At 49.8% G+C, this 16,275-nt stretch carries 14 protein-coding genes and 1 pseudogene; 7 read left to right on the top strand and 8 right to left on the bottom strand.

The window, feature by feature from the left end; genetic code table 11:
• Positions 1–179 precede the first annotated feature (179 nt).
• Positions 180–1,439, bottom strand: a complete 1,260-nt coding sequence (locus tag Q4C79_RS11340) for a glutamate-5-semialdehyde dehydrogenase (RefSeq protein WP_303091130.1) — start codon at positions 1,437–1,439, stop codon at positions 180–182.
• Between the two features lie 394 nt (positions 1,440–1,833).
• Between Q4C79_RS11340 and Q4C79_RS11335 the strand changes: the two genes are divergently transcribed.
• Positions 1,834–2,415 carry a hypothetical protein gene (locus tag Q4C79_RS11335; protein WP_303091129.1) on the top strand — a complete coding sequence of 194 codons (582 nt, stop codon included), beginning with the start codon at positions 1,834–1,836 and terminating at the stop codon, positions 2,413–2,415.
• Positions 2,416–2,484: 69 nt separating this feature from the next.
• Here the strand turns inward: Q4C79_RS11335 and hemN are convergent, their stop codons facing one another.
• Entirely contained in the window at positions 2,485–3,894 is a 1,410-nt protein-coding gene (hemN, locus tag Q4C79_RS11330) for an oxygen-independent coproporphyrinogen III oxidase (RefSeq protein ID WP_303091128.1), read from the bottom strand.
• A 104-nt stretch (positions 3,895–3,998) separates the two neighbouring features.
• On the opposite strand from hemN, the gene fnr reads away from it, so the two are divergent.
• Positions 3,999–4,733, top strand: a complete 735-nt coding sequence (gene fnr, locus Q4C79_RS11325; RefSeq protein ID WP_303091127.1) for a fumarate/nitrate reduction transcriptional regulator Fnr — start codon at positions 3,999–4,001, stop codon at positions 4,731–4,733.
• A 139-nt stretch (positions 4,734–4,872) separates the two neighbouring features.
• Here fnr and Q4C79_RS11320 read toward each other — a convergent pair whose 3' ends face one another.
• Positions 4,873–5,826, bottom strand: a complete 954-nt coding sequence (locus tag Q4C79_RS11320; RefSeq protein WP_303091126.1) for a CysB family HTH-type transcriptional regulator — start codon at positions 5,824–5,826, stop codon at positions 4,873–4,875.
• A gap of 441 nt (positions 5,827–6,267) precedes the next feature.
• On the opposite strand from Q4C79_RS11320, the gene Q4C79_RS11315 reads away from it, so the two are divergent.
• The 5 genes and pseudogenes from Q4C79_RS11315 to Q4C79_RS11295 all read left to right on the top strand — a co-directional run.
• The gene (locus tag Q4C79_RS11315) at positions 6,268–7,020 is read left to right on the top strand and encodes an OmpA family protein (protein ID WP_303091125.1); all 753 of its coding nucleotides are present in this window, start codon (positions 6,268–6,270) and stop codon (positions 7,018–7,020) included.
• A gap of 415 nt (positions 7,021–7,435) precedes the next feature.
• On the top strand, positions 7,436–8,398 hold the full coding sequence (gene thiL, locus Q4C79_RS11310) for a thiamine-phosphate kinase (protein ID WP_303091124.1): 963 nt from the start codon (positions 7,436–7,438) through the stop codon (positions 8,396–8,398).
• A complete protein-coding gene (locus Q4C79_RS11305) occupies positions 8,391–8,879 on the top strand; it encodes a phosphatidylglycerophosphatase A (protein ID WP_303091123.1) in 489 nt (162 codons plus the stop codon). Before thiL ends, Q4C79_RS11305 begins: the two co-directional genes overlap by 8 nt.
• A gap of 15 nt (positions 8,880–8,894) precedes the next feature.
• Positions 8,895–9,263, top strand: a complete 369-nt coding sequence (apaG, locus tag Q4C79_RS11300; RefSeq protein ID WP_303091122.1) for a Co2+/Mg2+ efflux protein ApaG — start codon at positions 8,895–8,897, stop codon at positions 9,261–9,263.
• Between the two features lie 4 nt (positions 9,264–9,267).
• A pseudogene (locus Q4C79_RS11295) lies at positions 9,268–9,498 on the top strand (transposase); the annotation flags it as partial.
• A 457-nt stretch (positions 9,499–9,955) separates the two neighbouring features.
• Here Q4C79_RS11295 and rpoD read toward each other — a convergent pair.
• The 5 genes from rpoD to Q4C79_RS11270 all read right to left on the bottom strand — a co-directional run.
• Positions 9,956–11,914, bottom strand: a complete 1,959-nt coding sequence (rpoD, locus tag Q4C79_RS11290; RefSeq protein WP_303091121.1) for an RNA polymerase sigma factor RpoD — start codon at positions 11,912–11,914, stop codon at positions 9,956–9,958.
• Positions 11,915–12,242: 328 nt separating this feature from the next.
• Positions 12,243–14,012, bottom strand: a complete 1,770-nt coding sequence (dnaG, locus tag Q4C79_RS11285) for a DNA primase (protein ID WP_303091120.1) — start codon at positions 14,010–14,012, stop codon at positions 12,243–12,245.
• A 55-nt stretch (positions 14,013–14,067) separates the two neighbouring features.
• The gene (locus tag Q4C79_RS11280; RefSeq protein ID WP_303091119.1) at positions 14,068–14,511 is read right to left on the bottom strand and encodes a GatB/YqeY domain-containing protein; all 444 of its coding nucleotides are present in this window, start codon (positions 14,509–14,511) and stop codon (positions 14,068–14,070) included.
• A gap of 103 nt (positions 14,512–14,614) precedes the next feature.
• Positions 14,615–14,827 (bottom strand): 30S ribosomal protein S21, encoded by a 213-nt coding sequence (rpsU, locus tag Q4C79_RS11275; RefSeq protein WP_003680926.1) that lies wholly within the window; start codon positions 14,825–14,827, stop codon positions 14,615–14,617.
• 327 nt (positions 14,828–15,154) lie between these two features.
• Positions 15,155–16,275 (bottom strand): phosphomannomutase/phosphoglucomutase (locus tag Q4C79_RS11270; RefSeq protein ID WP_303091118.1); only part of this gene is annotated, 1,121 nt, incomplete at its 5' end.

Below are 16,275 nucleotides of genomic sequence, written 5' to 3'. Positions count from 1 at the left end.
ACTGCTTTATGGGCACCTCTTCGCATTTGTTGCACTTAGATTGTCAATTCAAGAGTAATAAAACCAGTGTGTTTCAGGTATTTACTTTGTGCTTGGAACGCAGGAAATGCAAACAATGCCTGTCTGAAAGTGTTGTGTCTTTCAGACAGGCATTTAATTGAACCATTCGTTATGTCTGTTTAAGTACGAATTTGGCCGTTGCCCAACACCACCCATTTCTGGCTGGTTAAACCTTGCAGGCCGACCGGGCCGCGTACGTGGATTTTATCGGTGGAAATACCGATTTCCGCGCCGAGGCCGAATTCGAAGCCGTCGGCGAAACGGGTGGAGGCGTTCACGATGACGCTGGCGCTGTCTACCATGCGCAGGAAGGTCTGCGCGTCGGTGTAGGATTCGGTAACGATGCTGTCGGTGTGGTGCGAGCCGTAGGTATTGATGTGGGCGATGGCGTCGGCGAGGCTGTCTACCACTTTGACGGCCAATATCGGTGCGAGATATTCGGTTTCCCAGTCTTCAGGCGTGGCGGCATCGATGCCGGGCAGAATTTCCAAAGTACGCGGGCAACCGCGCAGTTCTACCGATTTTTCAGCGTATTTTTCTGCCAAAAGCGGCAGAATTTCTGCGGCCCGTTGTTGGTGGACCAGCAGCGTTTCCATGGTGTTGCAGGTGCCGTAACGCGAGGTTTTGGCATTAAAGGCTATGTTGATTGCTTTTTCGCGGTCGGCGGCTTGGTCGATGTACACATGGCAGATGCCGTCGAGATGTTTGATAACCGGTACGCGCGCTTCCGCGGCGATACGGGCAACTAGGTTTTTACCGCCGCGCGGGATGATGACGTCAATTAAGTCAGGACTTTGCAGCATGGTACCGACGCCTTCACGGTCGGTGTGTTCGATAAAGCTGACGGCGGCCGGTGGCAGGCCGCTCTCTGCCAAGGCTTGCTCAATCAGTTTGGCGATGGCCAGATTGCTGTTTAAAGCTTCGCTGCCACCGCGCAATACGCAAGCATTGCCGGATTTCAAACACAGAGCGGCGGCGTCTACCGTTACATTCGGGCGCGATTCGTAAATGATGCCGATAACGCCGAGCGGTACACGCATTTTGCCGATTTGCAAACCGTTGGGGCGGCTGCGGAATTCGTCCATTTCGCCCACCGGATCCGGCAGCGCGGCAACCTGACGCAGACCTTTGCACATCGAAGCGACGGTGTTTTCGGTGAGCTTCAGGCGGTCGAGCAGGGCGCTGTCTAAGCCTTTGGCTGTTGCGGTATGCATATCGGCTTGGTTGGCGGCGAGTATCTCGCTTTTGTGCGCTTCGATTAATTCGGCCATGCGCAATAATGCACGGTTTTTTTGTTCGGTACCGGCCGCGGCCAATTGGTAAAACGCGTTTTTGGCGGCTGCCGCGCGGCTGCGGACGTATTCTTGGATATTGTTCATAAATTTCTGTTTGGCTTGGAGGTTTGATGTGGAATGTTAGCGCAAATAGCGGAATTTGCAAGATGTGCGTGGAGCAGCCGGGTAAATGTTTAATCTATTCAAAAATGGAAGAGGGCTTGTAAGTAGGTGTAGTCTATTTTGTTGATATTTATCAAATTTGATGGCACTTAGTGGGCATTTTGGGAGCAGATACGCCAGTTAAATTTCTCAAGGAAAACATTGTGAAATGACATTTAAATGATTAAGCGACCATATTTCAAAAAATAATTAAAAGTTCCTTAATTGATACTATAATTTACAATATATAACTCAATACTACAGTTTGTGAATAATTATTATTTTTGAAAAAATAACTAAAGAAATATTTTAATTATTGCTTAATGAGGAAAGTCTTATGGAAATCTATGCTAAAACAGCGTTGGTATTTTTTCACTTTTTGTTAGCGGCATTGGTATTGTCGCAAGTTATCCGCACCGATTATCTGGTTCTGAAGAACTATACCCGTCCTTTGAGCCGATCGGTGGTGGCGACCATAGGGGAAACTAAGAAAATTGCTTGCTGGGGCTTGTTGCTATTGTATGTTACCGGTGGTTTGCTGGTATGGTACGGCATGCATGTGAACCCGGCTTATATGGATAATGAGAAGCTGTGGGTCAAATTTGTTTGTGTCGGCGTATTGACCTTAAACGGGTATTTGGTACACCGTTTGGATAAGCATGTGCAGGAAGGTTCGGTGCTGTCGGAATATCCTCTGTCATTTATGCTGCAAATGGCGGTGGTCGGCGGTATCAGTTCGTCCAGTTGGATTTTTGCGTGCTTGCTCGGCATAGCGCGTGCTTGGAATGGTGCGTTGCCGTTTGAGGAGGTATTGACTTATTATGCCTTGGCGGTGTCGCTGGCAATCGGGGTGGCTGTGGCCTTCAGTTTAATGGTGCGGGCACGGATGCAGTATGAAAGCAAGCGTTATCATTATTGATAATGCATCTGAGGTAAGCAACTCCTGTCTGAAAAACTTTTCAGACAGGAGTTGCTTATTGGAAAGGCTTTACACCGTTTTCGAATAAGTTGCCTGTGTTTCCCGGTGGCGCAGATGATAGTCAAATACCATGGCGATATTACGAATCAGGAAACGACCTTTCGGGGTAACTTTCAGACCGTGGCAGTGTAGCGTTATCAAGCCTAGAGCGGCCAGTTTTTGCAAATCGGCTATTTCTGCTTGGAAGTATTGTTCAAACTGCAAGTTAAAAGCTTGTTCATAAACACTGAAATCCAAGGCGAAGCGGCACATTAGGTCTTGAATAATATTGCGGCGCAGTAAGTCGTCTTGGTTGAGTTGGTAACCGCGCATAATCGGTAACCGGCCTTCATCGAGTGCTTGATAATAGGCGTCAATGTCTTTTTCGTTTTGTTCATAGGTGCTGCCGATTTTGCCTATGCTGGATACCCCGATAGCAAGCAAATCGCTGTCGGCGTAAGTGGAATAGCCTTGGAAGTTGCGTTGCAACCAACCTTCGCGCAGGGCGATGGCAAGATCGTCTTGCGGCTTGGCGAAATGGTCCATGCCGATAAATACATAGCCTTTATCCGTTAGCGTTTGCACTGCATATTGCAGAATATCCAACTTTTCTTCGCTGTTTGGCACACTGTCGGTATCGATGCGGCGTTGCGGTTTGAACAGATGGGGGAGGTGGGCATAGTGGTAAAGCGCCAGCCGGTCGGGGTTAAGAGATAACACGGTTTCCAGAGTAGGCTTGATGCTCTCGATTGATTGGTGCGGCAGACCATATATCAAATCTACGCTCACGGATTTAAACCCCGCTTCGCGTGCCGCATCAATCACTTCACGGGTTTCTTCGACCGACTGGATGCGGTTGACTGCTTGTTGCACTTTAGGATCGAAATCTTGGATGCCGATACTCATACGATTGAAGCCGAGCTCCCTTAGATGGTGCACAGTGTCGCGGCTGACTTTGCGCGGATCGATTTCAATTGAATACTCGCCGGTTTCGATGAGCAGGAAGTGTTTCCGTATCATGGCAAACACCCGCTCGATTTGTTCATCGTTAAGAAAAGTAGGGGTGCCGCCACCAAAATGCAGCTGGGCAAGAGTGAGATTGCCGTTGAGGTGGGGGGCGAGCAAATCCAGCTCTTTTTCCAAATAACCGATGTAGGCATCCGCGCGGCTTTTGTCTTTGGTGATGATTTTATTGCAGCCGCAGTAATAACAAATGGTATTGCAAAAAGGAATGTGAATATAAAGTGAAAGCGGCTTATTGAGTGCCCCTGTCTGGCGTGATTCTAGTGCTTTAATATATTCATTGTGGGTAAATCTTTGGTGAAAGCGGTCGGCAGATGGATAGGAAGTATAGCGTGGGCCGCTGGTGGGTAAGCTGGCAATCAAGTTGCGGTCGAATTCGGGGTGCTCGTTTGGCTGAATGGGAATGATACTAATCATAGCTATGTTGTGGGTAAATATATTTGTTTGCTAGAATGCGTGTATACTTTGATAAAAATCAATTATACAGATTAAATTGAATCAATACTTGGGCTGCTTATATTATGTCTACACACACGTCTGCGCCAGCCATTAAAACACTGTGCTCCACTTGTTCGTTACGTGAGTTGTGCATGCCCGTCGGGCTGTTGCCTGATGAGTTCGAACAGTTGGATGCAGTTATCCGCCAAAGCCGGCGCCTGAAAAAAGGCGAATATCTGTTCCGTGCCGGAGAACAGTTTTCCTCGCTGTTTGCCGTTCGTACCGGTTTTTTTAAAACTACCGTCGCCAATCAAAACGGTTGTGATCAGGTTACCGCTTTTTATATGTCGGGCGAATTAATCGGTATGGACGGTATCTGTTCACAAGCCCACAGTTGTGACGCTGTGGCTTTGGAAGACAGCGAAGTGTGCGAATTGCCGTTTGCCAATATGGAAGAGCTCGGACAGAAAATACCCAGTATCCAAACCCACTTCATGCGTTTGATGAGCCGTGAAATCGTGCGAGACCAAGGTGTGATGCTGCTGCTCGGTAATATGCGAGCGGAGGAGCGGATTGCAGCCTTCCTGCTGAACCTGTCACAACGCTTATACAGCCGCGGTTTTGCCGCCAATGATTTTATTCTACGGATGTCGCGCGAAGAAATCGGCAGCTATTTGGGATTGAAACTGGAAACCGTCAGCCGCACGCTATCAAAATTCCATCATGAAGGTTTGGTGCAGGTGGAGCACAAACACATCAAATTGTTGCAACCCGAATCATTACGCAGCATGGTGGCAGGTTGCATGCATGCGGTATAGTTTTGGAAAACGGATTCGTTTTTAAAAAAGCCATATCCATTTAGCAATTGTGTTACCGGCTTGTCAGTCAGCGATACAGTTGCTAAGAAACGATGCCTGTCTGAAAGCTTCAGACAGGCATGATTTTCTTTGTTTTGCATCAAATAGAAAAGTCTTCCTGCACTGGTGAGTATAAGATTTTATCTACTCGCTCTTGTGTCATCTGAGGAGCAAACATTTCGATAAAATCATAAGCATAGCGGCGCAGATAAGTATCCGGCCGCATCGCAATGCTGATTGTTGACGGCGCAAACAAATGGCTGGCATCAATAAGGTATAGGTCTTGATCGGTTTTGGGATCATAAGCCATTTTTGCCATAATACCTACACCTAATCCCAGTTTGACGTAGGTCTTTAAAATATCGGTATCGGCAGCCGCCAGCGCAATATCTACTTGATCAGCCAGTTGGGCACGTTGGAATGTACGTGCGATGCTGTTACCGGCGGCGAAAGCGAATTCATAAGTAATCAACGGATAAGAGGCCAGTGTTTCTATACTTAATGGATGAGGTGCATCTAGAATAGGATGATCTTGCGGCGCAACCACTGCGTGAACCCATTGAGAGCAGGGTAACATGCGCAAATCATGTTCGTTAGGCAGAACTTCGGTGGCAATCGCAAAATCAGCCTTGCCCGATGTAACCATTTCCTCCAATGCCTCCGGGCTGCCTTGCAGGATAGTGAGCCTTACCTTGGGATAGCGTTCGCGAAAACAGGCAATCACTGAGGGCAGCGCGTAGCGCGCCTGTGTGTGCGATGTAGCGATCGTTAACGATCCGCTGTTTTGCTCAGTGAATTCACTGCCAATATTTTTAATACTCTGTACATCATGCAAAATGCGTTCAGCCAGTTGTAAGACTACTTGGCCGGGTTGTGTCACCGATACGATGCGCTTCCCACTGCGGATAAAAATTTGTACGCCAAGCTCTTCTTCCAATAAACGGATTTGTTTGGAGATACCTGGTTGAGAAGTGAATAAAGCATCCGCCGCTTCTGAAACATTTAAATTATGGCGGTATACTTCCAAAGCATAGCGTAATTGTTGTAATTTCATGAATATATCGCTTAATGGTTTGTGCAAAATTTCGAGCAATTAAAGTATCTGCAATTGTAATATACTGCAAGGTAACCACGGAACCTTATGGGGAGATTTTATGAAAGTTTTTGTTTTTGTTAATACTATCAGTCAGGTTATCTAATAAATGTATACGAAACAATAAATTTCTTGTTGTTTTTGTACAACTCTATTATCAGCTCAAAAGAGGAATTGCCGGTAAATAAATGACACGAAGTTGATTTTTCGGCATGATTCATTACTAGGAAGCAGGTAATTCAGTTGCTTGCCGGGCAGCTCGCTCTTGACAGTTTGCGTTCTGGTTTTTATAGTGCAAACCTGAGATATTCGAGTTGCTGCAGGTTTTACTGCAGCCTGTATATTGTGATGTGTAATGGACCCCCTTCCGTTGCATGACAATTTTTTGATGAGGGAATAATAATGACCAAACAGCTTAAATTAGGTGCTTTGATTGTTGCCGCAATCGCTTCTGCCAATGCAATGGCTAGCGAGCCGCATGGTAAAGATGGCTACGTAATCAGCCGCCAAAGCCACGAAGTTGTGCGTAATGATTACAACGAGTGCTGGCGCGATGACTACTTCAATAAGGACACTCAAGGTCGCGTAGAGTGTGGCGATGCTGTTGCCCAAGCTCCTGCTGCTCCTGAATACCAAGACGAAACCGTTGCTTTGTCAGCTAACTTCTTGTTCGGCTTTGATAAATACAACCTGCGTCCTGAAGCAACAGAAACTCTGAACAACTTGGCTGGTCGTCTGTCTGATTCTAGAGTTGAATCTGTACGCGTTGAAGGTCATACCGACTTCATGGGTTCTGAAGAGTACAATCAAACCTTGTCTCAAAATCGTGCCAACACTGTTGCTAACTACCTGATTAACCGTGGCGTACCGGCTACTAAGATCACTTCTGTAGGTTTGGGTGAGTCTCAAGCACGCATGACTGCTACTTGTGAAGCTGAAGTGGCTAAATTGGGCAAGAAAGTGTCAAAAGCTAAACGACGTGCTGCTCTCATTGCTTGTATCGAGCCGGATCGTCGTGTTGACGTAAAAATCCGTACCTTGGTAACTAAACAGGTTTCTGAGGGCCAAGCTGGTCAAGGCGAGCGTTCGGATGTAGATCCTGGTTGGCATCCTACTCCGCCGGTAAGCCGTGTTCACGGTTACCAAAAACCGTAATAGGTTTAAACGATTGCTCATAATAAAATGAGTGTATATAAGGCTCTGCTATGCAGGGCCTTATTTTTGATTTCAAATTTGAATATAAGGTATGTATGACCGTATCGATATGCCTGTCTGAAGTATTTTCAGACAGGCATATCGTAGCTATTAGAGATTGAACTCATTTTCGACATAAGGGCAGGAGCTGCAAACAGTATAGATGGTACGGCATAAGTAGTACGGTGAGATGTAGCAACGACGTAGCGAAAGTTAATTTGCTATGATGTTTAGATGCGTGGTTTTCGAAACGCAGCAGCAAGCTGTACAAATGTCTATGCAGCCATGTTTTTCAAGTTAAGATGCATTGATATAGTAGGAAATCATTTGATTCCGCTATAATCGGTATCCGTACTTTGTTGCCGATTTGATTGTTATGAATGAATTCGACTTTATACGCCATTATCTGAGCCGCCAGCAAACAGATACCGAAGTAGTGTTGGGTATAGGTGATGATGCGGCCATAGTGCGGCCACGGTCGGGCTATGATTTGTGTTTTAGTAGCGATATGTTGCTGGCTGGCCGGCATTTCTTTACCGATGTAGCAGCAGGTGATTTGGCGCATAAAGTGCTGGCAGTAAATGTTTCAGACATGGCGGCGATGGGGGCGACACCGCGGTGGGTATTGCTGAGTGCGGCTTTACCCTACTTAGATGAAGCTTGGTTGAAGGATTTCTGCGATACTTTGTTTGACCAAACGCGGGCATATGATATTACGCTGATAGGGGGCGATACCACACGCGGCGATTGGGTGTTTAATGTAACGATTATCGGCGAATTGCCGCAGGGGGCGGCGTTATGCCGCAGCGGCGCACAACCCGGTGATGATATTTGGGTTTCAGGCTATCTTGGGGCGGCAGCGGCCGGTTTGGCCTCGATACAGGGTAAGTTAAGTTTGCCGGCAGAGGTGGATATTGCTTGCCGTACTCGATTACATCGGCCGCAACCGAGGGTGGGATTGGGGCAGCATTTATTGAATGTGGCAACATCGGCAATGGATGTGTCGGATGGTTTGGCGCAGGACCTGGAACACATTTTGCAGGCATCGGCCGTTGGAGCACACGTAGAAGCGGCGCTATTACCTGCGTTACCTGATTTGCGTAGGGTTTTGGCAGACGAGCGACTGTTTTCCTTGCAACTGGCAGGCGGCGATGATTATGAATTGCTGTTTACTGCACCGCAGCAAGTGCGGGAGCATGTGTTGGCGGCAAGTCGGGCAGCAAGTGTGCCGGTGAGCCGAATCGGCCGGATTACGGATAATAGCGGTTGTTTGGAGATTGTGGATGCTAACGGCGCTTCCGTACATTTGAATCATAAAGGATTTGATCATTTTGGCTGATTTTAAACCGACTTTCAGTTGGCTGTTGAGCCGCCCCGTTTGCCTGCTGGGCTTTGGTTTCGGGACGGGGCTGGCACCAAAAGCGCCGGGTACGTTTGGCACTTTGCCGGCGTTGCCCTTAACCGGTTTGTGTTTCTTGCTGGGTATATCCGGCGTTTGGTTGGTACTGCTGTGCCTGTTGCTATTTGTGGCGGGGATTAAGATTTGCGAGATTACCGAACGGGAATTGGGCATACAAGACTACGGCGGCATTGTTTGGGATGAGATTGTAGCCATGATGCTGGTGTTGGCTCTGATACCGGCAACGGTTTTTTGGTGGCTGGCGGCTTTTGTGCTGTTTCGTTTGTTTGATGCGCTTAAGCCTTGGCCGATACGCTGGTTTGATGCACGGGTGCACGGCGGTTTCGGCATTATGCTGGATGATGCGATTGCGGCAGGTTTTACGCTGGCGGTATTATACCTGCTGATGGGGTTGTTGTAGAAAGGGCCGGTACCTATGCATGATATTGAAATTATGGTCGAACCGCGTTATGTCTCCGAGCAAAGCAATATGATGAAAGACCGTTATGTATTTTCTTATCATATTGTGATTGTGAATCGCGGCGAAGAAACGGTAACGTTGCGGCGGCGCTATTGGGAAATTACTGACGCGCACGGCGGTATTGAAAAAGTGGCTGGTGCCGGTGTGGTCGGTGAACAGCCGACTTTGTATCCGGGTGAAGATTTTGCTTACAGCAGCGGAGCCTATTTATCGACGCCGTGGGGCAGTATGCAGGGGCGCTATGAGTTTGAAGACGACAGTGGCAGCCGCTTTTGGGTGCCCATTCCGAAATTTGATTTGAAATCGGATGTGATATTGCAGTAATCAAAAGGCACACCGGGGCAAACCTTTAACGGAGCATGAGAAACAGCGCAATACACAGCTGTCGAAAGTGCGTTATGTGGTCGAGCAAACCTTCGGTACGCTGCACCGGAAGTTCGGCTGTAAAAGAGCGCGTTATTTTGGCTTACGGAAAGTGCTGGCGCAAAGCCATTTGAAAGCGGTGTGCCTGAACCTGCTAAAGGCAGCCAACAGGCTTCGTGTGCCTGCTGCTGCCTGAAAAGGCAATGGGCACCCCGATAAAGGGGCTAATTGGGGGAAATATGGACGAGAAACACGTCTGAAAATGAAAAAACGGTTACCTTGATTGTTCAGGTAACCGTTTGGATGGGGTAGCTGGTATTTCGCAAAGGTCTCTGCCTGTCTGAAAAGCTTTCAGACAGGCATTTTTGCATATCAATCAGGAATTGGTTTTTGCGCAGGTTCTGCTGTTGGAGCCTAATATAGTGGATTTAAAATAAAACTCCGATATTGGAGCGCGGACGTCCCCGTCCGAAAAATATCCAGAATCATACATAAAAAGCGGACGAAAACGTCCGCGCTCTACCGGACATTTTATTTGAATCGACTATATTTCGCTACGAAGTATGACAGAATGGTTATTCGGTAAGTGGGTTCACTATAAAAAATGCCTGTCTGAATGTTTCAGACAGGCATTTTGCGATGTATACCGAGTATTACTGCTTGTGGTCTTCGCTGTCGAGGAAGCTTTTCAGCCGGTCGCTGCGGGTAGGATGGCGCAGTTTACGCAGGGCTTTGGCTTCGATTTGGCGGATGCGCTCGCGAGTAACGTCGAATTGTTTGCCGACTTCTTCCAATGTGTGATCGGTGTTCATATCGATACCGAAGCGCATACGCAATACCTTGGCTTCTCGCGGGGTAAGGCTTTCCAATACGTCTTTGGTAACTTCACGCAGGCTGGAGTACATGGCGGCATCAGAGGGGGCAACATTGCTGATGTCTTCGATAAAGTCGCCCAGATGCGAATCGTCATCGTCGCCGATGGGGGTTTCCATCGAAATCGGCTCTTTGGCGATTTTCATGATTTTGCGGATTTTATCTTCCGGCATTTCCATCAGTTCGGCCAGTTTGGCGGAATCGGGTTCTTCGCCGGTTTCCTGCAAATATTGGCGCGAGATACGGTTCATCTTGTTGATGGTCTCGATCATGTGCACGGGAATGCGGATGGTACGCGCTTGGTCGGCAATCGAGCGGGTAATCGCCTGGCGGATCCACCAAGTGGCATAAGTTGAGAACTTATAACCGCGGCGGTATTCGAATTTATCCACGGCTTTCATCAAGCCGATATTGCCTTCCTGAATCAGATCCAAGAATTGCAAGCCGCGGTTGGTGTATTTCTTGGCGATCGAAATCACCAGACGCAAGTTGGCCTGAATCATTTCCTGTTTGGCCGCAGCGGTTTCTTTTTCGCTGACCACCATGTTTTTATTAATTTCTTTCAGTTCGGCAATCGAGATACGGGCTTGTTTTTCCAACTCGGCCATCTCGCTCTGTTTTTCGAGAATGGCATGCTGGAAGCGGCTCAAGGCATCGCTCCATACACGGTTTTTGCTGATTTCTTCGGCCACCCAGTTCAGATTGGTGGCATTGGGCAGGAAGTTGGCGATGAAATAATCGCGATCCATCAATACGCGGTCTTGGCAGATATCGCGAATTTCACGTTCCAGTTTGCGGATTTGGTCGACGCGTTGGCGCAGATTGCTGCTTAAGGATTCGATTTGGCGGGTGGCGAAACGCACTTCCAGCAATTTGCTGGCAATGGCATCGCGGTGGGCCAGATATTTGGCGTTTTGGCTATCGTGTTTTTCCAGTGCGGCAATCATTTTGTCATAATCTTGGCGGATAACGGCAAAATGTTCGAAGACCTTTTGTTTCAATTCTTCCAGATTGGTGCCTTCCATGGCACCGCCGTCGCCTTCTTCGTCGGCATCGTCGTCTTCCTCTTCATCGACGCTGTCTTCGTCTTCATCGGCAGCGTCTTCGTCGGAAGCGTTTTCCAAATGACCCAAGCCCAATTCATTTAACAGCACTTCGTTGGGATCGATGATCGCTTCCACTACTTCGTCGACACGGATTTCATCCTTCTGGATTTGATCGATCAAATCCAGAATTTCGGCTACCGAACCCGGGCAGGCAGAAATGGCCTGAATCATGTTTTTCAGGGCATTTTCGATTTTTTTGGCGATGATGATTTCGTCTTCGCGGGTCAACAGGTCGACTTGACCCATTTCGCGCATATACATGCGAACGGGGTCGGTGGTGCGGCCGAATTCGGAATCGGCGCTGGAGAGGGCTGCTTCTGCTTCTTCCACAGCATCGTCGTCGGTGATGCCGGGGCTGTTGTCGCTCATTAACAGGGTTTCTGCATCGGGCGCTTCTTCGGTAACCTGAATGCCCAAGCCGGAAATCATGTTGACGATGTTGTCGATTTGCTCGGCATCAGACATGTCGTCGGGCAGGGCATCGTTGATTTCTGCATAGGTGATGTAGCCGCGCTCTTTGCCGAGGATTATCAGCTGGCGCAAGCGGGCGCGCTGCTCTTCGGGGGTTAGCGGGCGGTTGTTATCTTGATCTTCGTTATCTGAGTCGTAGGGAGTGAGATTTTGGGGGGCCATAACATTCTCGTTATATGATGTACAGCTTGCGATGGGGGTGTGGGTTCAGTTATCTCGGGCGGCGTAGCCGAGGAGGTCCGCATCCGCATGGCTGTGGGCTTACTATAAACGGCCTGCGATAGCAATTCGGGCTGCTTTCAGGCAACGGTATATTCGGTTTACGTTTTAAATAGGGACATAGGCGGTAAATACAAGTGAAAAGCCTCTATATTTGCCGTTTTTGTATTTTTATTGCAGGCTTCGGATTATACGAAACTCTCGGATAATCAACAAGAATGCCTGTCTGAAAAAGATTTGCATTGCTGAATAAATAATCAATAGCCCCTGGTTAGCGGCCACTCAACAGGCTGAGCAGCAAACGCTGTTCTTCCGGGGTGAGGCCGGTTTGGCTGTGTTTGGTTTTGAGTGCATCGATTTGGGTGGTTTTAAATTCCTGAATCAGCCGTTTCATGCCTTGCAGAAATTCAGTTTCGCTCTCGGCGCTATCGCCGTCCGGTTCGGTGGCCGCTTCGCTGTTGCGCAAAATGGAGAACAGTATGTTTTCGTATTCGCTGCCGCGTAATTGCTCGATGATTTGGGCGCCGGTAGGTGCTGCGCTGCGGCTGTTGCGTATGGTTTCGGCGAGGGTGGCGAGGCAGGCGGCATCGCCGCTCAGCGGCAGATAATCGGGCAGCTGTACGTGTTCTACCCAAGCGGGGTGTACCAGTAGCGCGCGGATTTGTTTTTGCGCCAGGGTGGGCATTTGCGGTTGGCGGAAAGTTTCTTTGGGAAGTTTATAGCTTTTCTGACGGCTGTCGCGTTTGGGGGCTTCCTGACCCAGCAGTTGCGCGAGGTTGGCCGGATCGATGCCGACCAGTTCGCTCAATTGTTGTTTGAGCAGAAAGCCCAAGGCCGGCGCGTTGATTTGTGCGAGCAGCGGCGCGCTGGCTTTCACCAGCTGCGATTTGCCTTCTTGGGTACGCAGATTGAGGTTTTCGCCGAGTGCATCCCAGAAGTATTCAGACAGGGGTTTGCTTTGGTGAAGCAGCGCGTCTTCGAATGGCTCTTTGCCGTGAGCGCGGACATAACTGTCGGGGTCGTGCTGTTCGGGCAGAAACAGGAAATGCAGCGATTTGTCGTCTTTTAACTGGGGTAAGGCATTTTCTAATGCGCGCCAGGCGGCTTTGCGGCCGGCGGCATCGCCGTCGAAACAGAAATAGATGCTGTCGGTTTGCCGCATCAGGATTTTGACGTGTTCGGCGGTGGTGGCGGTGCCAAGCGCGGCCACGCCGTAGCCGATGCCGAATTGTGCCAGCGCCACCACGTCCATATAGCCTTCGACGACCAAAATGCGGCCGGCTTCTTTGATGGCGGCGCGCCCTTCGTACAAGCCGTAGAGGTTGCGGCCTTTGTCGAACAGCGGGGTGTCGGGCGAGTTGAGGTATTTGGGTTTGGAGTCGTCAAGTACGCGGCCGCCGAAGCCGATAATCTGGCCGCGAGGGTCGCGGATGGGAAACATGATGCGGTGGCGGAAGCGGTCGTAATATTTGCCTTCGTTGTCGATGACCATGCCGCTGTCGACCAGCGCGGTGTTGGGGTAGGGCTGGAACACTTGGGCGAGCGGCTGCCAGCCTTCGGGTGCGTAGCCCAGGCCGTAATGTTCGATGATGTCGGCATTGAGGCCGCGCTGTTGCAGATAGTGTTGCGCCGCCGGATAGAGTTTGAGTTGTTGGCGGTAGAAATCGGCGGCCGCTTGGGTGGTTTCTTCCAGTGTTTGCTGTTTTTTCTTGCGTTCGGCGCGTTGCTCGGGATTGTCGGCTCTGCCTTTTACGTGCGGCACCGCCATGCCGGCGCGGTCGGCCAGATATTGCACCGCTTCGCTGAAGCTCAGTCCTTGATACTCCATGATAAAACCGATGGCCGAGCCGTGTGCGCCGCAGCCGAAGCAGTGGTAAAACTGTTTGCTGGGGCTCACCGAAAACGACGGCGATTTTTCTTTGTGAAACGGGCAGCAGGCCATGTAGTTTGCGCCGCCTTTTTTCAGCGGTACGTGCTCGTCGATGATGTCGACGATATCGACTTTGGCCAGCAGCTCGTCTATGAAATCGGATGGAATCATGGCGGGATATTTTTTCAGACAGGCATATCGGGATTTAATGCCTGTCTGAAAAGAATCAACTCAATTTGGCTTTTAAAATCTTATTCACTTCGCCCATGTCGGCTTTGCCGGCCAGCGAGGTTTTCAATACCCCCATGACTTTGCCCATATCGGCCATGCCGGCAGCACCGGTTTGGGCGACGGCATCGGCAACCGCTTGTTCGATTTCGGCGGCCGACATCATTTGCGGCAGGTAACGGTTGATAATGTCGATTTCGGCGTTTTCTTTATCTGCTAGGTCTTGGCGGCCGGCATCGGCGTAGATTTTAGCGGAATCTTTGCGCTGTTTGACCATTTTGCTGATTAAGGCAATCACTTTGGCATCGTCGGCTTCCGTGCGCTCGTCGACTTCGTATTGTTTGACGGCGGCGTTAATCAGGCGGATGGTGGATAAAGAAAGTTGGTCTTTACTGCGCATGGCTGTTTTCATGTCTTCGTTCAGGCGCTCTTTCAGGCTCATGGTTCGGCTTTCTTGTTTGCTGTTCAGACAGGCATTCTAAATATTAAAAACACCGAAAAACAAGTGTTCCGGTGTTTTTATTTGCTGGTACGAATCGAATCGATTAGTACATTTTCGGCGGCAGCTGTTGGCTGCGCAGGCGTTTTTGCAGGCGTTTGGCAGCAGCGGCTTTTTTGCGTTTGCGCTCGGTAGTCGGTTTTTCGTAAGCTTCGCGGGCGCGCAATTCGGTCAGCAGACCGGTTTTTTCAACAGCGCGTTTGAAACGGCGCATGGCAACTTCAAAGGGTTCGTTTTCTTTTACACGAATAGCAGGCATTTGGTTTCCTAATCTAAATAAATATGTTTTCACGCCGGCAACGCAATAGGGGGGCGCCGGCCAGAGTATGGTTTGTGTATCGCGATTTCGACAAAGCGGGGCGGGATACGCGCCGTGATGTAAACATCACCTCCTAACGGGCGGCACCAAGCTTGGTTGGTTGCCGGAAAATGCAAGCAGCCGTTTCGGCTGCCGGAAAATTATCGGATTATCCCTTGAAATCCGTGTGCTGTCAACTTGATAAGGTGTGGCGCGGGAGAAATAAATGCCTGTCTGAAAAACAGAATTGGTTTTCAGACAGGCATTTATTTTTAATGAAATACCGGATTATTTTGAGGGCCAAGCCAAGCCGGGTTTGCTTTCAACCAAGGCCTTGAACTGCTGCTGAATGCGGTCGAGGGCGGTTTGGTCGTCGGCTTCGAAGCGCAGCACCAGTACCGGCGTGGTATTGGAGGCGCGCATCAGGCCGAAGCCGTCGGCGAATTCTACGCGCAGGCCGTCGATGGTAATGATTTCCTGTGCACCTTCAAATTGGGCATGTTCGGCCAATTCGGCAATCACTTGGTGGCCGTTGCTGCCTTCGGGCAGGTAGATGTTCAGCTCGGGGGTAGAGGTGCTCTCCGGCAGTGCGTTGAGTACGGCGGAAGGATTGTCGCTGCGCGACAGGATTTCCAGCAGACGGCAGCCGGTATAGAGGCCGTCGTCGAAACCGAACCAGCGTTCTTTGAAGAAGGTATGGCCGCTCATTTCGCCGGCGAGCAGGGCGCCGTTTTTCTTCATTGAGGATTTGATGAAGCTGTGGCCGGTTTTTTCCATAATCGGCTCGCCGCCGTGCTCTTTGATCCACGGTGCCAGAAGGCGGGTGGATTTGACGTCGAAAATCACTTTTGCGCCCGGATTGCGGCTGAGTACATCTTGTGCATACAACATCAGCTGGCGGTCGGGGTAGATGATGTGGCCGTCTTTGGTGACTACGCCCAAGCGGTCGCCGTCGCCGTCGAAAGCCAAGCCGATTTCGGCATCGCTGTTTTGCAGCGCTTTGATCAGGTCTTGCAGGTTTTCCGGTTTGGCGGGATCGGGGTGGTGGTTGGGGAAGTTGCCGTCTACTTCGCAGAAAAGTTCGGTAACTTGGCAGCCTAATGCGCGGAACAGATCGCCGGCGTAAGCGCCGGGTACGCCGTTGCCGGCATCGATAACGATGTTCATCGGGCGGGCAAGTTTGATGTGGTCGACAATGGCGGCTTGGTAGTCGGCGGCGACGTTTTGTTCGGTAAGGCTGCCGTTGCCGGAGACGAATTGGTCGTTTTGGATGGCGGCCAGTAATTCTTGAATGGCTTCGCCGGCTAGGGTGTCGCCAGCCAGCATCATTTTGAAGCCGTTGTAATCGGGCGGGTTGTGGCTGCCGGTAATCATCACGCCGCTGCCGCCGCATTCTTTGATGGCGGCGA

Origin of the sequence: Neisseria sp. (assembly GCF_030523955.1) — a bacterium.
GTDB lineage: Bacteria > Pseudomonadota > Gammaproteobacteria > Burkholderiales > Neisseriaceae > Neisseria.
The sequence above is the reverse complement of the archived record's forward strand: the minus strand, read 5'-3'. Positions and strand labels throughout refer to the sequence as shown.

Bases quoted from the DNA above. Each gene is read 5' to 3' on its own strand.
- dnaG (WP_303091120.1), bottom strand. From the start codon at position 14,012: ATGATTCCATCCGATTTCATAGACGAGCTGCTGGCCAAAGTCGATATC.
- Q4C79_RS11280 (WP_303091119.1), bottom strand. From the start codon at position 14,511: ATGAGCCTGAAAGAGCGCCTGAACGAAGACATGAAAACAGCCATGCGC.
- rpoD (WP_303091121.1), bottom strand. From the start codon at position 11,914: ATGGCCCCCCAAAATCTCACTCCCTACGACTCAGATAACGAAGATCAA.
- thiL (WP_303091124.1), top strand. From the start codon at position 7,436: ATGAATGAATTCGACTTTATACGCCATTATCTGAGCCGCCAGCAAACA.
- Q4C79_RS11340 (WP_303091130.1), bottom strand. From the start codon at position 1,439: ATGAACAATATCCAAGAATACGTCCGCAGCCGCGCGGCAGCCGCCAAA.
- Q4C79_RS11335 (WP_303091129.1), top strand. From the start codon at position 1,834: ATGGAAATCTATGCTAAAACAGCGTTGGTATTTTTTCACTTTTTGTTA.
- rpsU (WP_003680926.1), bottom strand. From the start codon at position 14,827: ATGCCTGCTATTCGTGTAAAAGAAAACGAACCCTTTGAAGTTGCCATG.
- hemN (WP_303091128.1), bottom strand. From the start codon at position 3,894: ATGATTAGTATCATTCCCATTCAGCCAAACGAGCACCCCGAATTCGAC.
- apaG (WP_303091122.1), top strand. From the start codon at position 8,895: ATGCATGATATTGAAATTATGGTCGAACCGCGTTATGTCTCCGAGCAA.
- fnr (WP_303091127.1), top strand. From the start codon at position 3,999: ATGTCTACACACACGTCTGCGCCAGCCATTAAAACACTGTGCTCCACT.
- Q4C79_RS11315 (WP_303091125.1), top strand. From the start codon at position 6,268: ATGACCAAACAGCTTAAATTAGGTGCTTTGATTGTTGCCGCAATCGCT.
- Q4C79_RS11320 (WP_303091126.1), bottom strand. From the start codon at position 5,826: ATGAAATTACAACAATTACGCTATGCTTTGGAAGTATACCGCCATAAT.